A 26,277-nucleotide genomic window follows, 5' to 3' on the forward strand; every position below is an offset into this window, starting at 1 on the left:
GCTCCTTTTCACGAAAGGAGACCAACCCATGACCGCTACTCAATTCCTGACCGACGACGCGCGCTGGGAGGCCATGCGCCGCCGCGACCGCGACCTGGACGGCGCCTTCTTCATCGCCGTGCGCACCACCGGCGTCTACTGCCTGGCCAGCTGCGCCGGGCGGCCGCTGCGCAAGAACGTCGAGTTCCACGACACCCGGGAAAGCGCCCGCGCCGCCGGCTTCCGGCCGTGCCTGCGCTGCAAGCCCGACCAGCCGCGCGAGACCCTGCGGTTCGCCGTCACGCCGACCTCCCTGGGCCTGGCCCTGGTCGCCCGCTCCGAGGCCGGCCTGCGGCTGGTGACCCTGGGCGACGACCGGGACGCCCTGGTCCGCGACCTGGAGCGCCGCTTCCGCTCGGCCCGGCTGACGGCCGATCCGGACGGCCTGGCCGCCGACCTGAAGGCCGTGGCCGCCCAGGTCGACCACCCCGACGCCAAGCTGGACCTGCCGCTGGACGCCCAGGGCACGGACCTGCAGAAGGCCGTCTGGGCGGCGCTGCGGGCCATTCCGGCCGGGACCACCGCGTCCTACGCCGAAGTGGCGCGCCGCATCGGCCGGCCCACCGCCGCCCGGGCCGTGGCCCAGGCCTGCGGGGCCAATCCGCTGGCGGTGATCACCCCCTGCCACCGGGTGGTGCGGGCCGACGGCGGCCTCTCGGGCTACCGCTGGGGCGTCGAGCGCAAGGCGGCTCTGCTGGCGAAAGAAGCCGCATGAGCCTGGACTGGACCCGCATCGCCACCGACCTCGACGCCCAGGGCTGGGCCCTGACCGGGCCGTTGCTCAAGCCCGAGACCTGCCAGCGGATCGCCGGCCTCTACGACCAGGAGGCCGGCTTTCGCAGCCGGGTGGTGATGGCCCGCCACGGCTTCGGCCAGGGCGAGTACAAGTATTTCAGCTATCCCCTGCCCGACCCGGTGCAGCGGCTGCGCCAGGGGCTGTACGGCCCGCTGGCCGCCGTCGCCAACCGCTGGTCCGAGGTCCTGGGCGAGGCGCGGCGCTTCCCCGAGGACCTGGACGAAATGCTGGCCCGCTGCCACGCGGCGGGCCAGGTCCGGCCCACGCCCCTGCTGCTGACCTACGGCCCGGGCGACTACAACTGCCTGCACCAGGACCTCTACGGCGAGCACGTCTTCCCGCTGCAGGCCGCCTTCCTGCTGGACGAGCCCGGCCGCGACTTCGAGGGCGGCGAGTTCGTGCTGGTCGAGCAGCGGCCGCGCCAACAGTCGCGGCCCCAGGTCGTGCCGCTGAACCAGGGCGAAGGCGTGATCTTCGCCGTCCGCGAACGCCCGGCGACGGGCACGCGCGGCGTCCACCGCCGCGTGCTGCGCCACGGAGTCAGCACCGTGCGCTCGGGCCGCCGGCGCGTGCTGGGGGTGATCTTCCACGACGCGACGTGAGTTGCGCCGGTCACGCGGCGGTGCGGAAGGTGGGGACACACACTCACGGCAAACACTCCACCAATTTTGGCAAGGCGGTGGGGTGAGTGTGTGTCCCCGTCTTGATCCGCTGCGTTGCCCTACTTCGCCAGCTCGACCTTCACGCCCTTCGGCGCGGCGGTGAACTGCAGGCCCCGGCTGGTGGCGTGCATCTTGATGACCACGCCCTTGTCGTTCTTCATCGTCGTGATCCCGCCGCCGCCGGCCACCGTCGCGCCCAGCTGGCCGGCGGTGTAGTTGCCCTCGATGTCGGAGAGCTGCTTGAGGTTCTCCACCGTGCCGTTGGCGGTGTAGCCGCTGGCCCCGATGTCGACCGCCGACAGGCCGCTGGTCTTCAGCTTATAGGTCTGGCCGCGATAGGTGAGCGTGCCCTTGCCCCAGCTGACGCCGACGCCCAGCGCCACGCCGCCGCCCGACAGCTCGATGGTTCCGGTCGCCGCCTTGGCGAGGTTGGGATTGGCTTGCCCGCCGGCCATGGCGGGCGCCGAGGCCGCCAGGGCGAGGGCGGCCAGGAAAGGCGCCGCGAAGGCGCGAACGGAGGACTGCATCACTTGGACCTCGACCAGACTTCAAGGCCCTCAAATTGCGCCGTCCAGCCGAGCGACGCACTCGGGGCGTTCCCTCGATCCGCTGGGGGCAAGCCTGTAGCAGCCGCATCGCTCAACCCAAGGCCGGAGAAAAATAGACCGCTCTTGGAAGTTGAATTGCTTCGCGATACCTGTTTTGACTGAGCTTCGACGCAGGAAACGGCGGGGCGCCATGAACGGATCGCGTTCCAATTCCACGCCGGCGGCACTGAACGACCGGACGGCCGGTTCGGAGGGGACCCTGGCGCCGCTGCTGGCGCCTGAACGGCCCGCGCGGACGCCTGGCGGCCCGGCCCGGATGTTCAGCATCCTGGGTCCGATCGACCATCGCCGGATCGAGCTGCGCAACAAGATCGCCCCCTGGCGGATGGTCTGCGCCCTGCGGATCGACACGGGGAACGGCGTGTTCAACGGCACCGGATGGCTGGCGGGCCCATCGACCGTGATCACCGCCGGCCACTGCCTCCATAACGACGCGTTCGCGTCTGGTGGGAGCGGCGGCTGGGCCCGCAAGGTCACGGTGATCCCCGGCCAGAGCTGGAACCAGCGGCCGTTCGGCGACGTCGTCTCCATCCGCCTGTCCTGCGCCGATCCGTGGCTGCGGACCCGCGACCGCGCCCACGACATCGGCTGCATCCACCTGGACGATCCGGTCGGCGACCGGGTGGGCTGGATGAAGTACGACGCCGTCGATCCCGCCGCCCTGGTCCGGGCCGCCGCCGTGGTCTCGGGCTATCCGGAATACGCCGGCAGCTACGAGCACCTGCTGGTGGCCAAGGGCCCGGTGCGCACCAGCCTGGACGGCCGGCTCTACTACGAGATCGACACCACCGATGGCCAGAGCGGCGGTCCGGTCTGGATCGGCGACGTCGCCGCTCCGACCGTGGTGGCCGTGCACGGCTACGAGGCCGACGCCACGCCCGCCGCCGTCGGCCCGGGCGTCAATTCCGGCGCCCTGCTGACCCCCGACCACCTGCGACTGATCCAAACCTGGCAAGGCGGCTGAACCGCCCCATTCGAGGAAACGCCCCATGTTGCAAGCGTCCAGACGCCTCGTTCCCCTGCTGACCGCCTTCGCCTTGACCGGCGCCGTGCTGGGGGCCTGCCAGCCGCAAGGCGCCGAGGCCCCGCCGCCGCCGGCGGCCGGCGCGCCCGTGCAGTTCCTGTCGGCCAAGGGCCTGAACCCGCAGGCCGGCGAGGCCTCGCCGCAAGGGCGGCTGCTGATCGGACGCAGCAAGGACTACACCCCCATCGCCGAGGATCCGAAGGCGCTGTTCGACCGGCTGGAAGCCTCGATGGCCGACCGTCGCAAGACCGGCTGGGCCATCGTCGAGGCCATGCTGGAGCCCCAGAAGCTGACCCTGGAGGGCAAGACCTACGACGTGCCCCTCTGGCACACCTGGTACGAAGGCATGAGCGCCAATCCCGAGGTCGAGCAGAAGATCAAGCTGTTCATCGCCCAGTTGGCGGCGTGCAAGGCCGACACCGCCTGCAAGAAGACCCGCGCCGAGATCGCCCACGAGGTGATGGCCCAGAGCGGCGCCGACAAGAACCTGGTCCGCAGCCTGGTCTCGGCCAACCTGACCCAGGTGCTCAAGCAGTCCGAGGGCTTCGACCGCGGCGCGCCCGAGGACGAGCTGGGCCACGGCTTCACCGTGTTCAGCCCCTCGTTCGTCGAGCACGTCCTGGCCCAGGCCCAGGGCATCGAGACCTGCTCGAACAAGATCCCCTGGAACCAGCCGCCGCCCAGCGCGACCCAGTTCTCGCCCTGCGTCGACGAGTTCCCGCGCAGCGCGGTGATGGTCAAGACCAGCTGGGACCAGATCGACGGCGCCAATCCCAAGGCCAGCGCCCACGCCACCGACGCCGCCGCGATCACCGCGGTGCTGAAGGGCGGCTCCTGGCCCAAGCCGACCCTGGAGCCGGTGGACACCAACGGCATCTATTCGGTGCAGACCACCGACGGGAAGATCTTCGGCCTGAAGTCGATGCACATCTCGACCAAGGACACCCGCGAATGGATCTGGATCTCGCTGTGGTGGAGCCCCAAGCCTGACGAGGACTTCGGCCAGGACCGCCCGGCCTCGCTGGCCAGGTTCAACGGCGGGGTCTGGTCGCACTACAAGATGTGCATCACCACCGCCTTCAACGAGACCGATCCCAAGCCCTGGGGCCCCTACGAGGCCGGCCAGCCCGCCCTCGCGGCGGCGATCAAGGCTTCGTATGACGGGACGACCGAGCAGCGGAACCCCGCGCCCTACGACAAGGTCACCACCTGGTGCAGCAACCCCAACCTGGAGCACCACACCGGCAACGGCCGCACCAACTGCATCGGCTGCCACCAGTACTCGGTGACCTGGAACGAACTGAAAAACCGCGAGACCTATTTCAACGACACCTACACCGCCTCGATGGCCGCCGAATATCCGCAGTACGGCCGCGCCCTGCGGCGGACCAACTTCCCGGCCGAGTTCGCCTGGTCGTTCGGCATGGAGTTCCAGGACCAGATCGCGGCGGCTCGAAAAGACCAGGACTTCAACTGGTGAATTTGGAAAGGGAGGACACGATGGTTTCCTACACCGCCGACATCAAGCCGCTGTTCGACGCCCGCGACGTGGGCTGCATGCGCCGCAAGGGGGTGAAGCTGGACGACTACGGCTGGATGTCCGACCCCGCGCCCGGCGAAGGCTACGCCGACCACGCCAACGGCCGGATGGTGTTCGACTTCGTCCGGCCGGACGGCGCCGACCCCCGCATGCCGATGGGCGGCCCCTACTGGAGCGATGACCAGGTGGGGCTGTATCAACAGTGGATGTACGGGGGGTTCGGGCCGTAGGGGGCGCCGCGGTCCAGAGTCGGCTGCCGGCGCAGGATCCTATTCCCGCTATCGACCCATTGCAGACCATCGGAGCGACGGTATGGTTGAGCTATGGAAGACCCTGACACGATAGAAGACGCTTGGGCCGGATTGCTCAACGGCACGATGATTACGTTGCTTGGTGCCGCGTTCCCGACCTTCTCGCTATGGCATTTCACGACCCATTGGCGGGATGTGATCGCAGGGAGGCATGAGATGACGTCGACGGAGATGGTGCAGGGCATCATTCTGATCGGACTGAGCCTGCAAATTTTGAGGTTCGGCGTGCGTATGGTCGCCCGCCATGCATCTTGGCTGCGTCAGCATCGACGCAACTAGTCTCGGCATAACGCACACCTTCCACCCTTAGCCGGACTTCACCTAGTCCGCTTTCCGGCATGACGCGCAATGTCCGGTTACGGGCTGGGTCCTAGATTCCGGACCCGACCCATTGCGGAAGTTCGGAAGGTCCGTAGCCTAGCGCGCAGGGCTCGGCGCACATCGATCGCGGAAGGATAGTTGCCGGTTGCTATTCTACGGCAGCCACCAAGGGGCATTGGGGGGCGGCTGGATGATCTTAGCTGCCTGACGTGCTCTCAAGCCTAGAGCCAGCACGGCCAATACCAAGAACAGTCCTAGCGATGCAGGAACGCGATTGTCCGAAAATCGGCTGCCTGGAGTCCATGCCTGGATCAGTATGGGAACAGCCGCCAGCAACAAAACACTAGGCGCGAGAATGATCGTTCGGATACCGGAGCGACTAACTTCGCCTTGATAAAGGCCGAGCCCTGGGAGCCCAAAGACGACCAAACTCAAGAGCCATATTTGGTGGAATACTAGAATACCAATAGCGATGGCGACCACCGTTAGGGCGATCAACATTCCGCCGATCCACTTCAACACGAATCTAGCCTGCTCCGCGTCTAGGATTTTTCCAAGTAAGACCAATCGCATGCGCGTCTCGCGTAACTAAAACCGCCCGACCGTACCGCGCCTAAAGTCTGCCATCCACCCCGAACAGACCTTTGCCGCGTCCGCTGTCCGGCATGGCGATAAAGGGCCGGTTCTAGGCGCGGACCTCGTTTCCGCACCCGACCCATTGCGGTCCTGGCCGCATCGGCTCAAATTGGAGATGTCCTATAGTGGGGTTGCGATCATGGATTTAGTGGGTGAGCTGCTCGCGCTGGCCGCCATCGTGGCGTTGTTCAGCATCGCTCGCGAACTGCGCCTGATCCGTCGCCATTTGCTGGGGCTCGCCCCACCCCCGACTTTCACACGCCGAGCTGTTGTGACCGGCTCGGCTGAGGAAAAGTCACAAGCCCTTCAGCCCTAGGTGAAGGTGCGGGGGTAGGTCTGTTTTCCACCCCTTGCAGACGCCGGGATAGTCCGGTTCTGAGCGGCGAGCGCAACGTCGGCAGTCGGCGCGGATTCTGTTTTCGCCCCTGAGCGGACGTCAGATGCTCCCCTCTGGGGAGCTTCCCGCCCCTCGCCTTCATTCGGCACGCCCGATTTCAGGCCACGAGGAGACTTGTGACCACGATTTAACTTTGTGGTTTTCAGAGATCACCCCAAGGACGCTTCACATAGCAGGGGTGATTGATATGAAGCTGAAATCGATTGCGGCCGCGTTGGCGCTCGCGACCCTGTGCGCGGCTTCCGCCCACGCCCAGGCCGTTGCGTCGCTCTCGTTCGCGGACCGGCTGGCGCAGGCAGGGTCGCCGCTGACCGTCCGGCCGGAGGGCTTCTCGGGTCCGGGAGCCGCGATCCTATCGGAGGCTATAGCCGCCAGCCGCTACGTCCTGATCGGCGAGAGCCATCATTCGCGCGAGATCCCCGCCTTCACCACGAACGTCTGTCGATTGATGGCGCCCGGCGGCCTGACGGCCATGGTCGTCGAGATCGGACCGGAGGCCGCCGGAGCGGTCAACGCACGGCTGAGAGCGCCGAACCGGGAGCAGCAGATTTCTGACTTCATGCGCTCCCATCCCGACGCCATGGCCTTCCTCAACGGCCGCGACGAGGGTCGGACGGCGGCCGATTGCGCGGGCGCCGCAGGGCCGGACTTCAAGCTGTGGGGGCTGGACCAGGAGTTCCTCGGCGCGAGCGGCTATTTGTTCGAACAGATGCTGGCGGCCGGTCCAGGACCGCTCGCCCGCGCCCAGATCGAAGCGCTGGCCGGGCAGGAGCGGACGGCGACGCAGGCCGCGCTCAAATCCGGGTCACCCATGGACCTGTTCCTGCTCAAGGCCACCGACGCGGCGCTGGATCAGGCGGGGACAGCCATCGACCAGGACGGCGGCGACCGGGCCAAGGCGCTGTTCGCCGCCTTGCGCGAAACACGGGCCATCTATCAGGGCTCGCAGTCCCGCAGCGGCGATTCGAACGGGCGCAGGGCGCGGCTGATGAAGCGGACGCTGGTGACGCATTTCGCCGAGGCGCCGCGGGCGCGCCTACTGATGAAGTTCGGCGCCTACCATGTCTACAAGGGCTACAATCCACTCGGCCAGCGCGACCTGGGCAATTTCGTCGCTGAACGTGCCGACGGAGAGGGCGTGAAGTCCCTCCATATCGTCGTCGCCGGCGCGAGAGGCGCGCTCGGCGGATACAACGGGGTCGGCCGCCAGGTGGCCGTGCACAAGTTCGATGCGACCATGGGCAAGGACAGCGACTGGTCCAAGGACGTGATGCTGGCCCGCCCGTCGGGCACGCCGCCGGGCGACTGGTTCCTGGTGGATCTGCGCCCTTTGCGCGGCGCAGATCTGGAAGCCCTGACGCCTGAATGGCGCGCGCTCATCCGCGGCTACGACCTCGCCGTCGTGGCGCCGGAGCTGTCCGCGTCCTCCGTGCTGGGGGCTCGTGACGCCCCTTAGAGCACGATGGCGCGCGCGGGCGCCGGATCGCCCGCCACGCGGACCGCCTGGCCCTTCCGTCCCCGCGTCCCTACATGCGCTAGCGTTGACGCACTCGTCGCCGCCCGGTACCGCCCCTGTCCATGACCGATCTGCCCACTGGCCTATCCGCCCTCGCCGACCGCTACGACGTGCTGCTGTGCGACGTCTGGGGCGTCATCCACAACGGGGTCGAGAGCTTTCCGGAGGCCTGCCAGGCCCTGGTCGAGTGGCGGGCCCACCACGGGCCGGTGATCCTGATCTCCAACTCCCCGCGCCCGTCCGAGGCGGTGGTCGAGCAACTGGACAGCCTGGGCGTGCCGCGCGAGGCCTGGAGCGCCTTCGTCACCTCCGGCGACGCCACCCGCGCCCTGCTGCGCGAGCGGGCGCCCGCCAAGGTCTGGCGGATCGGCCCCGAGCGCGACGCGCCGCTCTATGAGGGCTTCGACCTGGACCTCACCGGCTCCAACGCGGACGCCGACTTCATCGGCTGCAGCGGCCTCTACGACGACGAGAACGAGGTCCCCGCCGACTACACCGACCGCCTGGCCGTCGCCGCCGACCGCGGCCTGACCCTGATCTGCGCCAACCCCGACCGGGTGGTTCAGCGCGGCTCGCGGCTGATCTATTGCGGCGGCGCCCTGGCCGATCTCTACGAGACCCTGGGCGGCCAGATGCTGATGGCCGGCAAGCCCTACAAGCCGATCTACGACCTGGCCCTGGCCGAGGCCGAGGCCCTGAAGGGCGGTCCCGTCGACCGCTCGCGGGTGCTGTGCATCGGCGACGGCGTGATCACCGACGTCAAGGGCGCCCACGACGAGGGCCTGGCCTGCCTGTTCATCGCCAAGGGCATCCACGGCGAGGCCGCCGTCGGCCCCGACGGCAGGCTGGACCCGACCAAGGTCGAAGGCCTGCTGGCCGCCGAGCGGGTGGGCGCGACCCACGCCATGGCCGATCTGGTCTGGTAGAGCGGGCGCTGATCGCTAAGATTGGTGCAACGCACAAAAAGAGTATGAGGGGCGCTATGCAGGGATTGTTTCTCGAGGATCTGAGCGTCGGCCAGTCGGCCGAGCTGGTCCGCACCGTGGCCGAGGCCGACATCGTCGCCTTCGCCGAGGTGACCGGCGACAACAATCCCGTGCACCTGGACGCCGACTACGCCGCCGGCACCAGCTTCGGCGAGCGCATCGCCCACGGCATGCTGTCGGCCGGCTACATCTCCGCCGTGCTGGGCACCACCCTGCCCGGTCCCGGCGCGATCTACCTGTCGCAGTCCCTGGCCTTCAAGCGTCCGGTGAAGATCGGCGCGGAGGTCACCGCCCGGGTCACCGTGACGGCGATCGACGACGTCAAGGGCCGCGTCACCCTGGACACCACCTGCCTGGTGGGCGGCAAGGCCGTGGTCGGCGGCGAAGCCGTGGTCATGGTCCCGCGTAAAGCCGCCGCGTAAGGAAGTCCGCATGCGCCTGAAGACGATCCACGGCTGGAAGGACTTGCCCGAAGGCGAGCGGGGCGCCTGCGTGGCCCTGGGCAATTTCGACGGCGTGCATCGCGGCCACCAGCAGGTGATCGCCCAGGCCGCCAAGGCGTCGCTGGCCGACAAGCGGCCGCTGGGCGTGGTCACCTTCGATCCGCACCCGCGCCGGCTGTTCCGCCCCACCGAGCCGGCCTTCAAGCTGATGACCCATCCCCAGCAGGCCCGCGCCCTGGAGGCCCTGGGCGTGGACCTGCTGTACCTGCTGCCGTTCGACTTCGAGATGGCCAGCTTCAACGACCGCGAGTTCGTCGAGAAGGTGCTCGTCGGCGGCCTCTCCGTGAAGCACGTGGCCGTCGGCTTCGACATCTCGTTCGGTCGCGGCCGCACCGGCAGCGCCGACCTGATGAAGACCTATGGCCAGGAGTACGGCTTCTCGGTCTCGGTGGCCGAGCCGGTCGCCAACCGCGAGGGCGAGAAGTTCTCGTCGACCGGCGTGCGCGACGCCCTGCGCGACGGCCACCCCGAAGGCGCCGCCCGCATCCTGGGCCGGCCGTTCGCCATCGAGGGCGTGGTCCGGCGCGGCCAGCAGCTGGGCCGCCAGCTGGGCTTCCCGACGGCCAATGTCGAGGTCGAGGACTATGTGGTGCCGAAGCTCGGCGTCTACGCCACCCGCACCCGCCTGCCCGACGGCCGCGAAGTGCCCGGCGTGGCCAACCTCGGCAACAACCCGACCACCGGCGAGGTCGAGACCCGGCTGGAGACCTGGCTGTTCGACTTCGACGAGGACCTCTACGGCCAGGTCATCGAAACCGACCTGATCGCCTTCCTGCGCCCGGAGCTGAAGTTCGACAGCATCGAACTGCTGGTCGAGCAGGTGCTGCGCGACGAGCAGGCGGCCCGGGCGATCGTCGCGCCGGCGTTCTGATCTGGCGCATGGCGCGGCGGCCCGGCGAGGTCTAGGGTCGCGCATGGCAACGCACCTGAACGCTGACGACCGCCTCCTCATGGACCGCTATTTCGATTGCGTGCTCCTGCGCTATTCGGAGGGCGTCTACAATCTCGATACGGCCCGGGCCGAACTGGCCGAGGCCTTCCTGCAGATGACGCGCGAGGAGCCCGGCTTCCGCACCCACATGCAGGCCGTGGTCGACGCGCGAGACGACGCCTAGACACCGACTCGCCAACCCGCGTTCTTGCCGTTAACCTTTGCCTTGCGACGGGGCGGGGGCCGGATGTTGAAAGCGCGCAAGTACGAGATGTTCGCCAAGGCCCGGCGGCCCAAGCCGGCGCGGGGCCACGAGATTCTGGCCTATCCCGAGCACGAGGCCGAAGCGGTTTTCGTGCTGGATTCCGGCGAGCCGCCCCCGTTCTGCGTGATCCCGCCGTCCGACGACGGCCTGCTGGACGCCTATTCCAACGCCGTGGTCCGTGCCGTCGAGGTGGTGGGCCCCAGCGTCGTGCGCATCCACCCGATGATGGAGGACCCGCGCATCCAGGGCGTCGGCTCGGGCTTCGCCATCGCCCCCAACGGCCTGGTCCTGACCAACAGCCACGTGGTCCAGGGCGCCAACCGCTTCGTGGTGATCACCGCCGAGGGCCGCAGCGTCACGGCGCGCTGCGTCGGCGACGATCCCGACACCGACCTGGCCCTGCTGCAGCTGGACCAGCGGCTGGACGTGCCGGTCGCCAAGCTGGGCAACTCCAAGGCCCTGCGGCGCGGCCAGTTGGTGATCGCCATCGGCGCTCCGCTGGGCTTCGAGGCGACGGTGACCACCGGCGTGGTCTCGGCCATGGGCCGGTCCCTGCGCGGCGAGCGCGGCCGGCTGATCGAGGACCTGATCCAGACCGACGCCGCCCTCAATCCCGGCAACAGCGGCGGCCCGCTGGTCAGCTCGTCCGGCGAGGTGGTGGGCATCGCCACCGCCGTGATCGCCGGCTACCAGGGCCTGTGCTTCGCCGTGGCCTCCAACACCGCCAGCTTCGTGGTGGCCGAGCTGGTCGCCCACGGCCATGTGCGGCGCGGCTCGATCGGCCTGGTCGCCCAGCAGGCTCCGATCCCGCCCGGCCTGGCCCGGGCGACGGGCGTGATGCAGGGCTATGCGGTGTTCGTCGCCCAGGTCGACGCCGGCGGTCCCGCCGCCAAGGCCGGGGTGCGCGAGGGCGACCTGCTGATCAGCGCCGGCGGTCTGCCGCTGACCGGCCTGGACGACCTTCTGCGCGCCCTGGACCACCACAGCATCGACAAGCCCGCCCCGTTCGAGCTGATCCGGCAAGGGAAATTGATGACGGTGACGATTACCCCCCGGGCCCGCAAGCGCGGTTGATCGTCGCCCGATGCCCGACAGGCGCGGGCAAGGCCGTGTCGCAGGTTTGAGAAAACACGGATAACGTTGTTTTTGCCCATGGACGCAACCAGCGCCCCCTCCTACACTTTTGGCGTCAGTGGAGGGAATTTCACGTGCGGTCCGAGGTTCGAGTACGACGTCTGTGGCGGAAGACTTGGCGCGCGGCTCGTTTCCTCCTGCCTCCCAAACCGATCCTGACCTCGCTGGAAGGCAAGATCCTGGCCTCCGCCTGGGCCCTGGCGGCCATCACCACCCTCAGCGTCGCCCTGGCTCAAGGCCTGCGGATGTTTCTGCTCTCGGCCCTGGCCGTCCTGTTCGGCACCCTCGCGGCCCTATGGATGGCGGACGGGCTGGCGCGGCGGTAGGTTCGATCCAGAGCATTATTTCGTTGTCATCCCGGACGAGCGCGCAGCGCGAAGATCCGGGACCGACGCGTGAACGCAGGCGCTTCCGGCGGTCCCGGATCGGCGGCCCTACGGGCCTTGTCCGGGATGACAGACTTGTTGACGCGAGGCAGATGGTGACAGCTCGTTTGCCCCTCTCCCTCGCCTCTGCTATCCCCCGCCCATGTCTTTCGTTCGGAAAGCTCCGCGAATTAACCGCCCGGCGTGACGCCGCCGGACGACTGATCCAGCGCGCGCCGGGTTTCCCCGCGATTTTTTCCCGAACATTCCAAGCTGGATAGCTCTCCCATGGCCGACGACGCCACGACGACCGCCCGCGACTACCGCGAAACCGTCTTCCTTCCCGACACCCCGTTCCCGATGCGCGGCGGCCTGCCCAAGAAGGAGCCCGAGATCCTGGAGGGCTGGGCGGCCCTGTCGGACAAGGGCCTGTACGGCGCCGTTCGCGCCGCGCGCCAGGCCGCCGGAGCCCCGCTGTTCGTGCTGCACGACGGCCCGCCCTACGCCAACGGCGCGATCCACATCGGCCACGCCCTGAACAAGACGCTGAAGGACTTCGTGGTCCGCAGCCGCTTCGCCCTCGGCTACGACGTCGACTACGTGCCCGGCTGGGACTGCCACGGCCTGCCCATCGAGTGGAAGATCGAGGAAGAGTTCCGCGCCAAGGGCCGCCGCAAGGACGAGGTGCCCGCCGCCGAGTTCCGCAAGCGCTGCCGCGAATACGCCGCCGGCTGGATCGAGGCCCAGAAGGTCGAGTTCCAGCGCCTGGGCGTGCTGGGCGACTGGTGGAACCGCTACGCCACCATGGACTACAGCTCGGAAGCGACCATCGTCGCCGAGTTCCACAAGTTCGCCACCAGCGGCCAGCTCTATCGTGGCTCCAAGCCGGTGATGTGGAGCCCGGTCGAGCGCACGGCCCTGGCGGATGCGGAGATCGAGTACCACGACCACGTCTCGCCGACCGTCTGGGTAAAGTTCCCGGTCAAGGCCTATGACGAGGACCGCTACGCCCTGTCGGGCAATGAGGCCGGCGACAACGTCTTCCGCCTGCCGCCCAACGACGCCAGCGTCGTGATCTGGACGACCACCCCGTGGACCATCCCGGCCAACCGGGCGATCTCGTTCGGCCCCAAGGTCGAGTATGGCCTCTACGAGGTCGAGGCCATGGAGGAGAACCTGGAGTTCGCCCCGTGGTCGAAGGTCGGCGATCGTCTGATCGTCGCCGACAAGCTGGCCGAGGACGTCCGCAAGGCCGCCAAGGTCGCGAAGTGGCGCCGCGCCGAGCCGGTCGATCCGACGGGCCTGATCTGCGCCCACCCGCTGGCAAGCTTCGATGAAGGCTACGGCTTCGACGTCCCCCTTCTGGCCGGCGACCACGTGACCGACGACGCCGGCACCGGCTTCGTCCACACCGCCCCGGGCCACGGCGCCGACGACTATCTGGTCTGGCTGAAGAGCGGCTACGCCCTGGACTCCATCCCCGACACCGTCGACCCCGACGGCGCCTATTTCCCGCACGTGCCGCTGTTCGCGGGCCTGAAGGTCATCGAGACCGAGGGCAAGAAGGCCGGCAAGTTCGGGGCCGCCAACGGCGCGGTCATGGACAAGCTGATCGAGGCCGGAAACCTGCTGGCGCGCGGCCGCGTCGAGCACAGCTATCCCCACAGCTGGCGCTCCAAGGCCCCGGTGATCTTCCGCAACACCCCGCAGTGGTTCATCCGCATGGACCAGCCCGTCCCGACCCTGGGCGGCAAGACCCTGCGCGAAGTGGCCGTCAAGGCCATCGCCGAGACCGCCTTCCACCCCGACGCCGGCCGCAACCGCATCGGCTCGATGGTCGAGACGCGTCCCGACTGGCTGATCAGCCGCCAACGCGCCTGGGGCACGCCCCTGGCCATGTTCGTCGACAAGGAGACGGGCGTCCCGCTGATGGACGATGCGGTCAACCGCCGCATCCTCGACGCCATCCAGGACGGCGGCAGCGACGCCTGGTTCGAGCTGCCCGACAGCCACTTCCTGGGCGATCGCGACCCGGCCCAGTACGAGAAGGTCGTCGACATCCTCGACGTCTGGTTCGACAGCGGCTCGACGCACGCCTTCACCCTGGAAGGCCGCAACGACAGCCGCTCGCCGGCCGACCTCTACCTCGAAGGCTCCGACCAGCACCGCGGCTGGTTCCAGTCCTCGCTGCTGGAGAGCTGCGGCACGCGCGGCCGCGCGCCGTACAAGGGCGTCCTGACCCACGGGTTCACCCAGGACGAGAACGGCGAGAAGATGTCCAAGTCCAAGGGCAACACCGTCGAGCCCCAGACCATCACCAAGGAAAGCGGCGCCGAGATCCTGCGGCTGTGGGCGGCGATGGTCGACTATTCGGAAGACCAGCGGATCGGCAAGACGATCCTGGCCACCACCACCGACGCCTATCGCAAGCTGCGCAACACCACCCGCTACCTGCTGGGCGCCCTGGCCGGCTTCGACGAGGCCGAACGGGTCACCGACTACGCCGACTTCCCGCCGCTGGAGAAGTACATCCTGCACCGCCTGTGGGAGCTGGATGGCCAGGTGAAGGCCGCCTACGAGGCCTACCGCTTCAGCGACGTGATCCGGCCGCTGATCGACTTCTGCCAGGGCGACCTGTCGAGCCTGTTCTTCGACATCCGCAAGGACAGCCTCTATTGCGACGCGCCCACGGCCGTCCGCCGCCGGGCCTATCGCACGGTGCTGGACCATGTGTTCGAACGCCTGACGGTGTGGCTGTCGCCCCTGACCAGCTTCACGATGGAAGAGGCCTGGACGACGCGCTTCCCCGACGCCGGCAGCAACGTGCTGCGGGTCATGCCGGAAACCCCGGCCGCCTGGCGCAACGACGCCGAGGCCGAGCGCTGGCAGGAGATCATCAATGTGCGGGATCTGGTCAATCTAGCGCTGGAGAAGGCGCGAAATGAAAAGCTCATCGGCTCTGCGCTCGAGGCTCACCCAACCATCTACATTGATCCTCGATGGGGCCTGAGCAATCCACCCGACGGTGCGGACAAGCTCATCGAGCGCTTCACAACGGCTGGCGTAACCCCCGAGCAGTTTGCTGCAGAGACTTTCATAACCAGCAGCGCGTCCTTCGTGCGTGAAGCGCCGCCCTCCGATGCTATCCTGCACGCCGTGCCAAGCGTCGGTGTGGTGATTACAAAAGCTCAGGGCAAGAAGTGCGCCCGCTCGTGGCGCATCCTGCCGGAGGTGGGAACCGATCCGCGCTATCCCGAGCTTAGCCTGCGCGACGCCGAAGCGGTGGCGTGGTGGGATAGCCAGCACGCTTAAAGTATTTGTTTCCTTCTCCCCTTGCGGGAGAAGGTGTCGCGCAGCGACGGATGAGGGGTCGTACTGCGCGACCGGTGAAACCCCTCATCCGACCTGCTTCGCAGGCCACCTTCTCCCGCAAGGGGAGAAGGAAGATCAGAGACTGAAATGAAAATCACCCGCCTCGGCTGGACCGCCTACGCCATCGCGATCGTCACGATCGTGCTGGACCAGATCAGCAAGGCCTGGATCCTGGCCGCCCTGGGCACCTTGCCCGGCGCCAGCCAACAGGTGGCCGGGCCGTTCTACCTGACCCTGGTCCATAACTACGGCATGAGCTTTGGCCTGTTCCGCGGCTCGGAGTTCAGCCGCTGGATGCTGACGATCTTCTCGGCCGCCGTCGTGGTGGGCCTGGCGATCTGGGCGCGCAAGGCGGCCAAGCCGCTGATGGGCGCGGGAATCGGCTTCATCATCGGCGGGGCGTTCGGCAACAACCTGATCGACCGCATCCGCTTCGGCTATGTCGTCGACTTCATCGACGTCTCGCGCCTGCACTTCCCGTGGGTGTTCAACGTCGCCGACTCGGCCATCACCGTCGGGGTCTGCCTGCTCCTGCTGGACAGCTTCCTGTCGGAGGAAAAAAAGCTGGCCAATCCCGACGGACACGGGCTGTAGCGCAACAGAACGGCCTCAACACAGCCACGATCTCAAGGAAGATTGGCGCCCGGCCTCGGATGTCGTATCGAGAGCGTCCGAATTTACGGCCCGGGGGGCCGGTGGAGCAGGTTTCATGAGTTTCTATCGGGTCGCGACCCTGGGCGTTTTGGCCTCCGTGGCCGCCATGGGCCTCGCCGGATGCCAGTCCACGTCGAAGGCGTTGGGCATGAGCAAGGTCGTTCCTGACGAATTCCGCGTCGTCACCAAGGCGCCGCTGGTCGTGCCGCCCGACTACAGCCTGCGCCCGCCGGCCCCCGGCGAGCCGCGTCCGCAGGAACTGCAGCCCGAAAGCGCCGCGCGCATGGCCCTGGTCGGCCAGAGCAACGCCGCCACCCGCTCGGAAGGCGAAAAGCTGCTGGTCGCCAAGGCCGGCGTCGACAAGGCCGACCCGCTGATCCGCTTCGTCGTCGACGACGAGAACGGCGACCTGGCCCACAAGGACGAGAGCTTCTCGCAGAAGGTCATGTTCTGGAAGAAGGGCGACAAGAACGCCGCCCCGACCGCGTCCGAGACCGGCGCCAACGTCGCCGCCCCGGTCGACGCCGCGACGGAAGAGGCCCGCCTCAAGGAACTGACCGGCAACGGCACGATCGTCATCACCCGCGAGAAGGAAAGCAAGATCAAGCTTCCGGGGCTGTAGGGCAGGATTTGATCCGCTGAAGTTTCGAAAGGCCCGGAGGGAAACTTCCGGGCCTTTTTCTTTAGTCCCTCCCCCGTGGGGGAGGGACTTCTACTCGTCCGGCGTCGACACCTCGAACCCTCGCGCCTGCATCTGGTCCAGCACCCCGCCCCGGGCCACCAGCCCGCGGATCGGGAACAGCGCCACCGCGTGCCCCGGCGTGTTCATCGCCGCGGCCAGGGCGTCGATCTCGGCCTGGGCGCCGCGCCGCTCCAGGTCGGCGACGCCCGGCAGGGAGAGCATGCAACGCTGGAAGTTGCGCGGACCGCTGATCGCTCCGCGCACGTCGCCGCGCGCCCAGGCCTGGGCCGCGACCCGCGCCGGGCCGGCCCCGCCGGCGGCCTCGTCCAACACGCCCTCCAGGCAGACCCGGCCGGCGTCTTGCGAATGGCCGCGCACCGCCGCCTTGGCCAGCGGCATCAGCTTGTAGCTGGCCACCGGCCGCGCCTTCACCCGATGCTTGCGCGCCAGCCGCGCGACCGTCCGCTCGGGCTCGGCCGGGTCCAGCTTGGCGCGCTTGCGGTAGTCGTTGGCGATCATGATCCCCGCGCCCAGCGGGTTCCATTCCCGATAGGCGTCGGGCTTCTTGCCCAGCTGCACGCGGACCTTCTCCAGCTTGGGCGCCAGGTCGGGCACGGCGGCGTCCAGCGGCTGGCTGGCCTTCAGCTTGCCGCGCAGGGCCAGCAGCGCCGGGATGTCGCCGATCCCCGCCTTGCCCTCCGGCGGCAGGATCAGGGCGAAGGCGCCGTTCATGCGCCGCTCCAGCACCGACCGATCCCACGGCTGGTTCTCGGGCAGCGAGTGCAGCGTGCCCAGCAGGTAGATCGTGGTGTCGCCGTCCGTGATCTTCCACCAGGCCGGCCCGGGCAGCTTGGCGGCGACCACCAGCTCGTCGACGACATTGGCCTCGGGATCGTCGATCACCTGGGCGTGGGCGGTGGGACCGGCCAGGGCGAGGGCGGCGATGAAGCCCAGCATTGATCGCCGCATGTGAGGTCTCCGAAAAACGATACCCTCCATGAGCACCCTCCGGCCGCTTTAGTTCAACCGTCATCCCGGGCMCGAGGCCCGGGATGACGATTGCCAAGTTGGGACGTAGCGGCGTTCCCTACTCCCCCGGCGTCGTCACCGTGAACCCCTTGGCGCGCAGCTGCTCCAGCACCCCGCCCTCGGCCAGCAGCGAGCGCAGCTCGATCACCGCCACCGCCTTGCCGGGGGTCTTCAGGGCCGAGGCGATGGCCTTGACCGCGTCGGTCTGGCCGTCGCGCAGCTCGCGGGCGATCGACGGGGTCGACGCCAGGCAGCGCGAGAAGCCGCGGTCGGCCGAGACCACCTGGCGCACCTCGCCGCGCGCCCAGCGCTCGGCCGTGACCCTCACCCCGCCCTGGCCGTTCTCGGCCTGGCGCAGGCCGGCGTCCAGGCACAGCTCCTGCAGCGGCTGCGGGGCCGAGCCCAGGCTCTTGACGGCGTCGATCAGGCTGTAGTCGGACAGGTCCTGGATATGGGGGCGCTTGGCCAGGTCCTTGTCCTTGGCCATGTCGCGGATCTTGCCGGTCAGGTCGCCCAGGGTGATCGTGAGGTTGCCGTCCTGCTGGGAGTTGGCGACGATGAACCCGGCGAAGGCGGGCTTCACCTCGTCCATGTCGTCGGGCTTCTTCTTCATCAGCGCCAGCCGGGCCTCGTACCGGGCGCGCAGCGCCGGCGGCAGGGTCTGGCGCATCGGCTGCTCGCTGAGGAAGTAGCGCTTGCCTCCCATCACCAGGCCGACGACGCGCAGCGGATTGATCGTGGCCTCCTGGCCCATGATCAGCACATTGGCCCCGTCCAGCCGGCGCTTGAGCACCGAATCGTCGACCTCCAGGTCCTTGGGGACCACGGCCGGCACGCCCAGCACGTAGACGGTGGTGTCGGCGTCGCTGACCTTCCACCAGGCCGGACCCGGCAGCCGGGCGTTGACCACCAGTTCCTCGACCAGGTTGGCCTCGGGGTCGACCACGCGCAGGCTGATGGGACCGGAGGCGTCGACGGCCTGCTGGGCCAGGGCGGAGGACCCAAGCAGCATCAACCCCAAGGCTGTCATCCCGGCCGCAGCGAAGCGGAGAGCCGGGACCGCCGGAAGCGCGGCGCTCAGGCGTCGGTCCCGGATCTTCGCGCTGCGCGCTTCGTCCGGGATGACAACGGAAGGGAGGCGAACTCCTGCGAAACGAACGCGCGTCACTATCTGTGATCCTCCAGACCAAGCGGAATCGATCTAGGATGATCGGTCTTCCATAGTTGGAAGGGCCCAAGCTGGGCCGGTCAAATTACCATGCTGCAATGCAGCCCCTGGGCGGCTCCCGCTCAGAGGCCGCGCGCCCGAAAGCCCGCCCCGATGCCGATCCGCCGCCTGCCGCCCGAGACCGTCAACCGCATCGCCGCCGGCGAGGTGGTGGAACGTCCCGCCAGCGCCATCAAGGAGCTGGTCGACAACGCCATCGACGCCGGCGCCACGCGGATCGAGGTCGAGGCCCACGGCGGCGGCCTGACCCGCATCCTGGTGGCCGACGACGGCTGCGGCCTCTCCGCCGACGAGCTGCCGGTGGCCATCGAGCGCCACGCCACCTCCAAGCTGGCCCCCGACGCCGACGGCCTGTGGGACCTGCTGCGCATCCACACCATGGGCTTCCGGGGCGAGGCCCTGCCGTCGATCGGCTCGGTGGCGCGGCTGTCCATCTCCTCGCGCGCCAAGGGCTCCAAGGACGCCTTCGCGATCCTGGTCGAGGGCGGCAGCGTCGGCGACGTGGCCCCCGCCGCCTTCGCCGGCGACCACGGGGCGCGGATCGAGGTGCGCGACCTGTTCTACGCCACCCCCGCGCGCCTCAAGTTCATGAAGTCCGAGCGCGCCGAGGCCCTGGCGATCACGGAGGAGATCAAGCGCCAGGCCATGGCCAACGAGAGCGTCGGCTTCTCGCTGGACATCGACGGCCGCCGCGTCATCCGCCTGCCGCCCGAGCATCCGGGACCGCAGGGGCGTCTGGCCCGCCTGTCGGCCGTGCTGGGCCGCGATTTCCAGGACAACGCCATCGAGATCGACCAGACCCGCGACGGCGTGCGCCTGACCGGATTCGCGGGCCTGCCGACCTACAACCGGGGCAACGCCGCCCACCAGTACCTGTTCGTCAACGGCCGCCCGGTGCGTGACCGGCTGCTGCAGGGGGCCTTGCGCGCGGCCTATGCCGACTTCCTGGCGCGCGACCGCCACCCGACGGCGGCCCTCTACATCAGCCTCGACACCGCCGAGGTCGACGTCAACGTCCACCCGGCCAAGGCCGAGGTGCGGTTCCGCGACCCGGCCCTGGTGCGCGGCCTGATCGTCGGAGCCCTGCGCCACGCCCTGGCCGGGGCCGGCCACCGGGCCTCGACCACCACGGCGGCGTCGGCGCTGGACGCCATCCGGGCACAGAACATGGCCGCGCCGGGTTCCTACAGCGGCTATCAGCCCGGCCCCTCGCCCGCCGGCTTCTCCGCCTGGCAGTCGGGCGGCTGGACGCGGCCCTCGCCCCAGGTGCTGCCGGGCCTGTCGGACGTCTCGGCCCGGGTCGAGCCGGGCTCGGGCGGATACGGCGACTACGGCGTGGCCGAGGCGGTGCGCGAGGCGGCCTATGGCGACTACGACGCCCCGCCCAGCATCGCCTATCCCGGCGGCGTGAGCGAAAGCCCCGCCCCGGTGTTCGACCCGGTCGACTTCCCGCTGGGCGCGGCCCGGGCCCAGGTGCACGAGACCTACATCGTCGCCCAGACCCGCGACGGCGTGGTCATCGTCGACCAGCACGCCGCCCACGAGCGCCTGGTCTACGAGCGGATGAAGGGCGAGATGGCGGCCGGCGGCGTCGCCCGCCAGGCCCTGCTGCTGCCCGAGGTGGTCGAGCTGGACCCCGCCGAGGCCGAGCGCGTCGTCGCCCGCGCCGACGAGCTGGCGGCCCTGGGCCTGGTCCTCGAAAGCTTCGGCCCCGGCGCGGTGCTGGTCCGCGAGACCCCCGCCCTGCTGGGCAAGACCGACGCCGCCGGCCTGGTCCGCGACATCGCCGACGACCTGGCCGAGAACGGCCAGGCCCTGGCCCTGAAGGAGCGCCTGGAAGAGGTCTGCTCCACCATGGCCTGCCACGGCAGCGTGCGGGCCGGGCGCCGGCTCAACGGGGCGGAGATGAACGCCCTGCTGCGCGAGATGGAGGCGACGCCGCACTCGGGCCAGTGCAACCATGGCCGGCCGACGTATGTGGAGCTGAAGTTGGCGGATATCGAGCGGTTGTTTGGGAGGCGGTAGGGGGGAGCCCACTGAAGTGGTGTAATGAAGCAACTCTTAAAACATGACTCTGCTACATCTCGAATTCCGGATGGCTGCACCTACAAAATTAATAATACAACAATAGAATGGTAATTTACTTCTCAGGCGCGCAGAAGAAGAAGGCGTCAATCATTTTCTCTTTAGCTACACGAAAGGGATTAGATTCCGCGAGCCAAGCTTCCACCTCTAAATCCTGAGCCCACGGCACGTCCATTTTGCTCCAGTCTATCTGAAAATAATCTCCAGTCTTGGAGATCAGGACTCCCACACCCTTTGACATTTTGGCGTCGTACATCGCTGCGTACGTCAAGTTCGTCAAACCTCGGATTCGGTTTTGTTCGCCGTCCTGCCCCGTCGCTGGGACGTCCGGATCCATTGGCATGATCATGAAGGTGCATCCCGTTTCAGGAAACGTCAGGCGAAACGGGCGGGTGAAGGCCTTATTTTCTACGGCCTCCAAGGATTTCATAAATCGCAGCTTGATTTCGCGCCAAACCGACCGTGGAACACGGGCAAACTCCAGCATGATCGCGTAGTAGTCATATGGCTGATCGGTCCGTTCGATATGGTCATGTAGACTGCCGATAAGGCCCGAAAGATCATAGGCCTCATGGTCCTGCACGAAGCGCCGCAGGACTTCCTGAGACCCCGGAAATGGAAGATCTTCCTCATTTAAGAAGCCGCCCATGACGTCGGCTTCTTCGACGACGATGCCGGCCTCGTGGAGCTTGGGAAGAACCTCTTGGCGATAGGCGAAGTAGCGCCGAATATCCTCGGGAACTCGCAGCTTTTCCAAAATTCCGAGATAATCATGCGACGCGACCACATGAATAAATCCAGCCGTTTGGCTGACATAGTGTCGTGTCGCCCAACAATCCTCTGGTAGGGACCTCCCACCAAGATAGACGATAATTTTGGTGATATCGGCGATCTGACCCGGCTTGATGTCGAACGAGTGGCCTCGCTCGTTGGTTACCCGGATTTCCTGATGTTGCTCCAAAAAGCTGAGGCTGTCGCGAACCTGCCGGACCGCCTTCTTCAGAACCTTATTGGCGAACCAAGCCCGCTCAATGTTTGGATCCGCCGTTTCGTTTTTGCGCTCCTTGAGTTGGAGCACAAACGCGTGGTCCTCAAGCCAAACTAGGTTGTCAGCCAGTTCAAGTTCTGCGCCCGGCCGGGGCGCGAACGTATTCTGTGCGAAAGTAAATTCCTTCCAGAAAGCCAGACTGTTGAGATGGGCGACGTATTGTTCAAGGATCATCGGGCGTGCCCAGCTGGAGCATCGAGGTGACCGCCGTAGGGCGAACCGTCAGGGGGCGGTGAACAGGCTAGGCTGTCAATGTCCGGAGCACTTCTCTTGGTACGCTTTCCTGCTGGACGGGCGAGTTGTGTGACTCATCGCCCCCATCCGCCTAGCCGGATGCGGCCACGCCTTAAAGCCTTGGTGGATCGGAGCTCTGGGGACTGACCGAGTCAAGGACCGCCTCCGGCGGCCGCGTCGCGGCGGCGCGGCGCGCCGTCCTTGACTCTTAGAGAGAGGGAGGGGCCCGACCTCTCCCTCTGGGAGAGGGTGTCGAGCGGTTTGTGTTCGGGAGACGGTCCGCCGACCCAACCCCCTCGCAAGTTGAGGCTTGCGAGTTTTGATTTGTACGACATATTGTTTCTATATAGTAATATAGCTTCCCATTATGTGGGAATCTATAGCTAGGGCAGACCGGAAAATCCGGCGCCTCGGGTTGGAAACATAGGGCGGCGCGGCCGCCCGTCAGGAGGGTCTCATGTCGTCATCCAAGCACGGCTTGCGTTCGGGCTGCTCGATCGCGGCGTTGACCCTCGCGGGCGCCCTGAGCGCGACCGCCGTCCACGCCCAGACCGCGTCGCCGCCGCCCGCGCCCGACAACACCGTCGAGGAGGTCATCGTCACCGGCTTCCGCGAAAGCCTGCGCAGCGCGCTGAACGTCAAGCGCCAGTCGTCCGGCGTCGTCGACGCCATCAAGGCCGAGGACATCGCCGACTTCCCCGACGCCAACCTGGCGGAATCGATCCAGCGGGTGCCCGGCGTGTCGATCACCCGGGTGGCCGGCGAAGGGCGCACGATCACCGTGCGCGGCCTGCCGCCCACCTTCACCCGCGTGCGCATCAACGGCATGGAGGCCCAGTCGACCAGCGGCGCCACCACCAGCGACCGCGGCGCGAACCTGGGCCGGGGCTTCGACTTCAACACCTTCGCCTCGGAGCTGTTCAGCGGCATCACGGTGCGCAAGACCGCCCAGGCCGAGGTCATCGAGGGCTCGCTGGGCGCCACCGTCGACCTGGAGACCGCCAAGCCCTTGGACCACAAGGGCCTGACCTTGGTGCTGGGCGCCTCGGCCGGCTACAACGACCTGTCCAAGAACGTCGATCCCAAGTTCACGGCCGTGGTCGGCAACAGCTGGGACACCGCCTGGGGCGAGTTCGGGGCCCAGGCCTCGCTGGCCTACAGCAAGCGCAAGTTCATCGAGGACCAGTGGGGCTCGGGCGGCTGGAACCCGGCCACGGTCGACGGCGGCTTCTGCACGCCCGTCGGCGTCGCCCCGCAGAATCCGGCCACCACCCCCGCCAACGGCACCGACGCCGCCAACTGCGCCACCGGCGTGCCCCGGCCGGCGGCGGGCGACCCCGTCTACGCCCAGGCCAACCGCTCGACCGTGTTCTTCCCGCGCCTGCCGCGCTACGGCCGCTTCCACCACGACCAGGAGCGCACCGGCGCCACCCTGGCCCTGCAGTGGAAGCCCAGCGAGCGCACCTCGTTCAGCTTCGACGCGCTGTATTCGGACTACGACGTCAAGCGCGAGGAGAACTGGCTGGAGGGCTTCTCGTTCGCCCGCGCCATCWGCCAGAACGGCAAGCCGCAAACCGCCGTGCGCGAGCTGGTCCTGCGCAACGCCGGGACCAGCCACACCGCCGGCGTCAACATGGGCCAGACGGTCTACGACGTCGACTACGCCCGCTTCGACGGCGTCGACATCCGCTCCGACACCCAGCACGACGAGTTCGAGAACGTCTTCCAGCAGTACACCCTGGCGGGCACGCACGAGCTGACCGACCGCCTGAAGGTCACGGGGCTGCTGGGCTATTCCAAGTCCGACTACGACCAGCCGATGACCACCACGATCATGTACCAGCGCCCGAACGCCGGCATGACCATCGACTTCCGCCAGAACCGCGACCAGCCGATCATCAAGCACGACTTCGACGTCACCGACTCGTCGCTCTACAGCTTCGCCGCGCCGAACGCCGAGGTCCGGCTGAGCCAGATCTACACCACCAACATCTACAAGACCGCCGAGCTGAACCTGGCCTGGGCCTATGACGACGCCCTGACGATCAAGGTCGGCGGGCACTATGACGAGTTCTCGTTCGACACCTCGGCCAAGCAGCGGGCGAACAACTTCCTGGTCCCGACCCTGAGCGCCGCCGAACTGAAGGCGGTCACCAAGGTGGCGTCCGGCTTCGGCGGCCACGGCATCGACGACGGCGTCTTCCCGACCGCCTGGTCGACCATCGACTACGACAAGTTCGTCGCCAGCCAGAACCTCTACAGCGAGACCGGGATGTACGCCCTGGTCCCCAACTACGGCGGCATCCGGCGCGTCGACGAGAAGGTGGCCTCGGCCTATCTGCAGGCCGACCTGAAGACCGTGATCGGCGGCCTGCCGGTGCGCGGCGACATCGGCTTCCGCATCGCCCAGACCGAGCTGGACTCGCGCGGCTACCAGATCGGCGCGACGCCGGCCCAGGTGACCGCCTCCAACAAGTACCACGACGTCCTGCCGTCGTTTAACGTCGCGGTCGACGCCACGGAAAACCTGATCCTGCGCTTCTCGGCGGCCAAGGTCGTCTCGCGGCCGGACCTCGGCTTCCTGACCCCCGGCGGCAGCCTGAACCTGACCGGGACGCCGTCGATCACCTCGGGCAATCCGGACCTGGAACCCATCCGGGCGACGACGGTCGACCTGGGCGCGGAGTGGTACTTCGCCCCGGGTGCGCTGCTGGGCGTCGGCGTCTTCTACAAGGACATCGAGACCTACGTTCAGAACCAGTCCCAGCAGATGAGCTTCCGCCAGACGGGCCTGCCGCTGTCGCTGCTGGGTTCGTCGGGCGTGGATCCGGACAACACGCCGATCACCGTGACCCGGCCGCTGAACACCCCGGGCGGCCCGCTCAAGGGCTTCGAGATCAACTACCAGCAGAACTTCACGTTCCTGCCCGGCCTGCTGCGCCACACCGGCGCGCTGATCAACTACACCTACGTCGATTCCCAGATCGACTACTTCCTGGCGGCGGGCGGGGTCACCACCAACGACCTCGTGGGCCTGTCCAAGAACGCCTACAACGCCACGCTCTTCTACGAAGACGAAAAGTTCAGCGCCCGGGTCTCGGCCTCGTACCGCGACAAGTCGATCGTCGCCCTGCCGGCCAACAACCCGCTGCAGGACCTGGAAGGCTATGACGAGAACCTGACGTTCGACCTGGCGGCCTCCTACCAGATCAACGAGAAGTTCAAGCTGTCGCTGGAGGGGCTGAACATCCTGGATCGCTTCAATCGGCAGTTCATCGACTCCGACCGCGACAGCACGTTCGTCTACACCCACACCGGGCGGCAGTGGAATCTGGGCCTGCAGTACAAGTTCTAGGCTGGGAGACCCGGAGCGCACGACCGCGCTCCGGGTCCGTCCACGTTCGGCCGCGCGCGCTGCTGCCGGAAACTGGGCCGGACGCCGCTACGTTGATCCCGGAACAATCGTCCCGGAGCCGTCCCCATGCAACTTCATCGCGGTCGCTTGGTCGACCACATCCACCTGCGCACCCAAGACCTTCCGGCCATGAAGCGGTTCTACAAGGCCGTGCTCGAGGCGGTCGGCGTGCCCGTCGTCGAGGGCAGCCACCCCGCCGGCGGCGACTACTTCTTCGCCGACGAGCTGTGGGTCGATGTCGGCGAACCGGCCACCCACGTGCACCTGGCCTTCCAGGCCTGGGACCAGCAGACCGTCGACCGCTTCCATGCGGCGGCCCTGGCCAACGGCGGGCGCGACAACGGCGCGCCGGGCTTTCGCGAATACCACCCCGGCTATTACGCCGCCTTCGCCTACGACCCGGACGGCAACAACATCGAGGCGGTGTTCCACGGCCCGGCCGACAAGTCGGCCGACAGCGTGGTGATCACCTGGGACGACGGGCCGGAGGAATAGC

General features: G+C 67.8%; 24 protein-coding genes and 1 pseudogene. 20 read left to right on the top strand and 5 right to left on the bottom strand.

Annotation, left to right across the window (positions count from 1 at the left end):
- Nucleotides 1-28 precede the first annotated feature (28 nt).
- Both AC1DYP_RS05345 and AC1DYP_RS05350 read left to right on the top strand, forming a co-directional pair.
- Nucleotides 29-754: a methylated-DNA--[protein]-cysteine S-methyltransferase gene (locus AC1DYP_RS05345; protein ID WP_477045446.1), complete on the top strand. Its 726-nt coding sequence runs from the start codon at nt 29-31 to the stop codon at nt 752-754.
- Entirely contained in the window at nt 751-1,437 is a 687-nt protein-coding gene (locus tag AC1DYP_RS05350; protein WP_477045447.1) for a 2OG-Fe(II) oxygenase, read from the top strand. Before AC1DYP_RS05345 ends, AC1DYP_RS05350 begins: the two co-directional genes overlap by 4 nt.
- A 119-nt stretch (nt 1,438-1,556) precedes the next feature.
- Here AC1DYP_RS05350 and AC1DYP_RS05355 read toward each other — a convergent pair whose 3' ends face one another.
- Entirely contained in the window at nt 1,557-2,024 is a 468-nt protein-coding gene (locus AC1DYP_RS05355; RefSeq protein ID WP_477045448.1) for a hypothetical protein, read from the bottom strand.
- Nucleotides 2,025-2,235: 211 nt separating this feature from the next.
- On the opposite strand from AC1DYP_RS05355, the gene AC1DYP_RS05360 reads away from it, so the two are divergent.
- The 4 genes from AC1DYP_RS05360 (at nt 2,236) to AC1DYP_RS05375 (ending at nt 5,259) form a co-directional block, all read left to right on the top strand.
- Nucleotides 2,236-3,069 (top strand): trypsin-like serine peptidase, encoded by an 834-nt coding sequence (locus AC1DYP_RS05360; protein ID WP_477045449.1) that lies wholly within the window; start codon nt 2,236-2,238, stop codon nt 3,067-3,069.
- 25 nt (nt 3,070-3,094) lie between these two features.
- Nucleotides 3,095-4,609 (top strand): hypothetical protein, encoded by a 1,515-nt coding sequence (locus AC1DYP_RS05365; RefSeq protein ID WP_477045450.1) that lies wholly within the window; start codon nt 3,095-3,097, stop codon nt 4,607-4,609.
- A gap of 20 nt (nt 4,610-4,629) precedes the next feature.
- Nucleotides 4,630-4,899: a hypothetical protein gene (locus AC1DYP_RS05370; RefSeq protein ID WP_477045451.1), complete on the top strand. Its 270-nt coding sequence runs from the start codon at nt 4,630-4,632 to the stop codon at nt 4,897-4,899.
- A 93-nt stretch (nt 4,900-4,992) separates the two neighbouring features.
- Entirely contained in the window at nt 4,993-5,259 is a 267-nt protein-coding gene (locus AC1DYP_RS05375) for a hypothetical protein (protein WP_477045452.1), read from the top strand.
- A gap of 195 nt (nt 5,260-5,454) precedes the next feature.
- On the opposite strand, the gene AC1DYP_RS05380 is transcribed toward AC1DYP_RS05375, so the two are convergent.
- Nucleotides 5,455-5,823: a hypothetical protein gene (locus AC1DYP_RS05380; protein ID WP_477045453.1), complete on the bottom strand. Its 369-nt coding sequence runs from the start codon at nt 5,821-5,823 to the stop codon at nt 5,455-5,457.
- A gap of 698 nt (nt 5,824-6,521) precedes the next feature.
- Here AC1DYP_RS05380 and AC1DYP_RS05385 point away from each other — a divergent pair.
- The 11 genes and pseudogenes from AC1DYP_RS05385 (at nt 6,522) to AC1DYP_RS05435 (ending at nt 16,682) form a co-directional block, all read left to right on the top strand.
- The gene (locus tag AC1DYP_RS05385) at nt 6,522-7,790 is read left to right on the top strand and encodes a hypothetical protein (protein ID WP_477045454.1); all 1,269 of its coding nucleotides are present in this window, start codon (nt 6,522-6,524) and stop codon (nt 7,788-7,790) included.
- 122 nt (nt 7,791-7,912) lie between these two features.
- Nucleotides 7,913-8,776, top strand: coding sequence for a TIGR01459 family HAD-type hydrolase (locus AC1DYP_RS05390; protein WP_477045455.1), 864 nt, complete (start codon nt 7,913-7,915; stop codon nt 8,774-8,776).
- A gap of 56 nt (nt 8,777-8,832) precedes the next feature.
- Entirely contained in the window at nt 8,833-9,258 is a 426-nt protein-coding gene (locus AC1DYP_RS05395; protein WP_477045456.1) for a MaoC family dehydratase, read from the top strand.
- A gap of 10 nt (nt 9,259-9,268) precedes the next feature.
- A complete protein-coding gene (locus tag AC1DYP_RS05400) occupies nt 9,269-10,210 on the top strand; it encodes a bifunctional riboflavin kinase/FAD synthetase (protein WP_477045457.1) in 942 nt (313 codons plus the stop codon).
- 43 nt (nt 10,211-10,253) lie between these two features.
- A complete protein-coding gene (locus AC1DYP_RS05405) occupies nt 10,254-10,454 on the top strand; it encodes a hypothetical protein (protein ID WP_056443136.1) in 201 nt (66 codons plus the stop codon).
- A gap of 63 nt (nt 10,455-10,517) precedes the next feature.
- Nucleotides 10,518-11,609 (top strand): S1C family serine protease, encoded by a 1,092-nt coding sequence (locus AC1DYP_RS05410; RefSeq protein ID WP_477045458.1) that lies wholly within the window; start codon nt 10,518-10,520, stop codon nt 11,607-11,609.
- A gap of 134 nt (nt 11,610-11,743) precedes the next feature.
- Entirely contained in the window at nt 11,744-11,995 is a 252-nt protein-coding gene (locus tag AC1DYP_RS05415) for a hypothetical protein (RefSeq protein ID WP_477045459.1), read from the top strand.
- Between the two features lie 327 nt (nt 11,996-12,322).
- A complete protein-coding gene (gene ileS / locus AC1DYP_RS05420; RefSeq protein ID WP_477045460.1) occupies nt 12,323-15,346 on the top strand; it encodes an isoleucine--tRNA ligase in 3,024 nt (1,007 codons plus the stop codon).
- 3 nt (nt 15,347-15,349) lie between these two features.
- A pseudogene (locus AC1DYP_RS05425) lies at nt 15,350-15,478 on the top strand (hypothetical protein); the annotation flags it as partial.
- A gap of 15 nt (nt 15,479-15,493) precedes the next feature.
- The gene (gene lspA / locus AC1DYP_RS05430; RefSeq protein WP_477045461.1) at nt 15,494-16,000 is read left to right on the top strand and encodes a signal peptidase II; all 507 of its coding nucleotides are present in this window, start codon (nt 15,494-15,496) and stop codon (nt 15,998-16,000) included.
- 115 nt (nt 16,001-16,115) lie between these two features.
- On the top strand, nt 16,116-16,682 hold the full coding sequence (locus tag AC1DYP_RS05435; protein ID WP_477031715.1) for a DUF3035 domain-containing protein: 567 nt from the start codon (nt 16,116-16,118) through the stop codon (nt 16,680-16,682).
- Between the two features lie 90 nt (nt 16,683-16,772).
- Here AC1DYP_RS05435 and AC1DYP_RS05440 read toward each other — a convergent pair whose 3' ends face one another.
- Both AC1DYP_RS05440 and AC1DYP_RS05445 read right to left on the bottom strand, forming a co-directional pair.
- On the bottom strand, nt 16,773-17,711 hold the full coding sequence (locus AC1DYP_RS05440) for a TraB/GumN family protein (RefSeq protein WP_477045462.1): 939 nt from the start codon (nt 17,709-17,711) through the stop codon (nt 16,773-16,775).
- A 118-nt stretch (nt 17,712-17,829) separates the two neighbouring features.
- Nucleotides 17,830-18,783: a TraB/GumN family protein gene (locus tag AC1DYP_RS05445; protein ID WP_477045463.1), complete on the bottom strand. Its 954-nt coding sequence runs from the start codon at nt 18,781-18,783 to the stop codon at nt 17,830-17,832.
- A gap of 309 nt (nt 18,784-19,092) precedes the next feature.
- Between AC1DYP_RS05445 and mutL the strand changes: the two genes are divergently transcribed.
- The gene (gene mutL, locus AC1DYP_RS05450; RefSeq protein ID WP_477045464.1) at nt 19,093-21,024 is read left to right on the top strand and encodes a DNA mismatch repair endonuclease MutL; all 1,932 of its coding nucleotides are present in this window, start codon (nt 19,093-19,095) and stop codon (nt 21,022-21,024) included.
- Between the two features lie 115 nt (nt 21,025-21,139).
- On the opposite strand, the gene AC1DYP_RS05455 is transcribed toward mutL, so the two are convergent.
- Nucleotides 21,140-22,306: a hypothetical protein gene (locus AC1DYP_RS05455; protein ID WP_477045465.1), complete on the bottom strand. Its 1,167-nt coding sequence runs from the start codon at nt 22,304-22,306 to the stop codon at nt 21,140-21,142.
- A 517-nt stretch (nt 22,307-22,823) separates the two neighbouring features.
- Here AC1DYP_RS05455 and AC1DYP_RS05460 point away from each other — a divergent pair.
- Nucleotides 22,824-25,721, top strand: a complete 2,898-nt coding sequence (locus tag AC1DYP_RS05460; RefSeq protein WP_477045466.1) for a TonB-dependent receptor — start codon at nt 22,824-22,826, stop codon at nt 25,719-25,721.
- A gap of 126 nt (nt 25,722-25,847) precedes the next feature.
- Nucleotides 25,848-26,276 (top strand): VOC family protein, encoded by a 429-nt coding sequence (locus AC1DYP_RS05465; protein ID WP_477045467.1) that lies wholly within the window; start codon nt 25,848-25,850, stop codon nt 26,274-26,276.
- Nucleotide 26,277 lies beyond the last annotated feature (1 nt).

The organism is Caulobacter sp. P1_D6 (assembly GCF_056406095.1).

Excerpts from the sequence above, each read along its gene's own strand:
- AC1DYP_RS05370 (WP_477045451.1), top strand. The coding sequence starts at position 4,630 with ATGGTTTCCTACACCGCCGACATCAAGCCGCTGTTCGACGCCCGCGAC.
- AC1DYP_RS05465 (WP_477045467.1), top strand. The coding sequence starts at position 25,848 with ATGCAACTTCATCGCGGTCGCTTGGTCGACCACATCCACCTGCGCACC.
- AC1DYP_RS05360 (WP_477045449.1), top strand. The coding sequence starts at position 2,236 with ATGAACGGATCGCGTTCCAATTCCACGCCGGCGGCACTGAACGACCGG.
- mutL (WP_477045464.1), top strand. The coding sequence starts at position 19,093 with ATGCCGATCCGCCGCCTGCCGCCCGAGACCGTCAACCGCATCGCCGCC.
- ileS (WP_477045460.1), top strand. The coding sequence starts at position 12,323 with ATGGCCGACGACGCCACGACGACCGCCCGCGACTACCGCGAAACCGTC.
- AC1DYP_RS05375 (WP_477045452.1), top strand. The coding sequence starts at position 4,993 with ATGGAAGACCCTGACACGATAGAAGACGCTTGGGCCGGATTGCTCAAC.
- AC1DYP_RS05395 (WP_477045456.1), top strand. The coding sequence starts at position 8,833 with ATGCAGGGATTGTTTCTCGAGGATCTGAGCGTCGGCCAGTCGGCCGAG.
- AC1DYP_RS05400 (WP_477045457.1), top strand. The coding sequence starts at position 9,269 with ATGCGCCTGAAGACGATCCACGGCTGGAAGGACTTGCCCGAAGGCGAG.
- AC1DYP_RS05440 (WP_477045462.1), bottom strand. The coding sequence starts at position 17,711 with ATGCGGCGATCAATGCTGGGCTTCATCGCCGCCCTCGCCCTGGCCGGT.
- AC1DYP_RS05405 (WP_056443136.1), top strand. The coding sequence starts at position 10,254 with ATGGCAACGCACCTGAACGCTGACGACCGCCTCCTCATGGACCGCTAT.
- AC1DYP_RS05350 (WP_477045447.1), top strand. The coding sequence starts at position 751 with ATGAGCCTGGACTGGACCCGCATCGCCACCGACCTCGACGCCCAGGGC.
- AC1DYP_RS05435 (WP_477031715.1), top strand. The coding sequence starts at position 16,116 with ATGAGTTTCTATCGGGTCGCGACCCTGGGCGTTTTGGCCTCCGTGGCC.
- AC1DYP_RS05345 (WP_477045446.1), top strand. The coding sequence starts at position 29 with ATGACCGCTACTCAATTCCTGACCGACGACGCGCGCTGGGAGGCCATG.
- AC1DYP_RS05455 (WP_477045465.1), bottom strand. The coding sequence starts at position 22,306 with ATGATCCTTGAACAATACGTCGCCCATCTCAACAGTCTGGCTTTCTGG.
- AC1DYP_RS05390 (WP_477045455.1), top strand. The coding sequence starts at position 7,913 with ATGACCGATCTGCCCACTGGCCTATCCGCCCTCGCCGACCGCTACGAC.
- AC1DYP_RS05410 (WP_477045458.1), top strand. The coding sequence starts at position 10,518 with ATGTTGAAAGCGCGCAAGTACGAGATGTTCGCCAAGGCCCGGCGGCCC.
- lspA (WP_477045461.1), top strand. The coding sequence starts at position 15,494 with ATGAAAATCACCCGCCTCGGCTGGACCGCCTACGCCATCGCGATCGTC.
- AC1DYP_RS05445 (WP_477045463.1), bottom strand. The coding sequence starts at position 18,783 with ATGCTGCTTGGGTCCTCCGCCCTGGCCCAGCAGGCCGTCGACGCCTCC.
- AC1DYP_RS05385 (WP_477045454.1), top strand. The coding sequence starts at position 6,522 with ATGAAGCTGAAATCGATTGCGGCCGCGTTGGCGCTCGCGACCCTGTGC.
- AC1DYP_RS05365 (WP_477045450.1), top strand. The coding sequence starts at position 3,095 with ATGTTGCAAGCGTCCAGACGCCTCGTTCCCCTGCTGACCGCCTTCGCC.
- AC1DYP_RS05355 (WP_477045448.1), bottom strand. The coding sequence starts at position 2,024 with ATGCAGTCCTCCGTTCGCGCCTTCGCGGCGCCTTTCCTGGCCGCCCTC.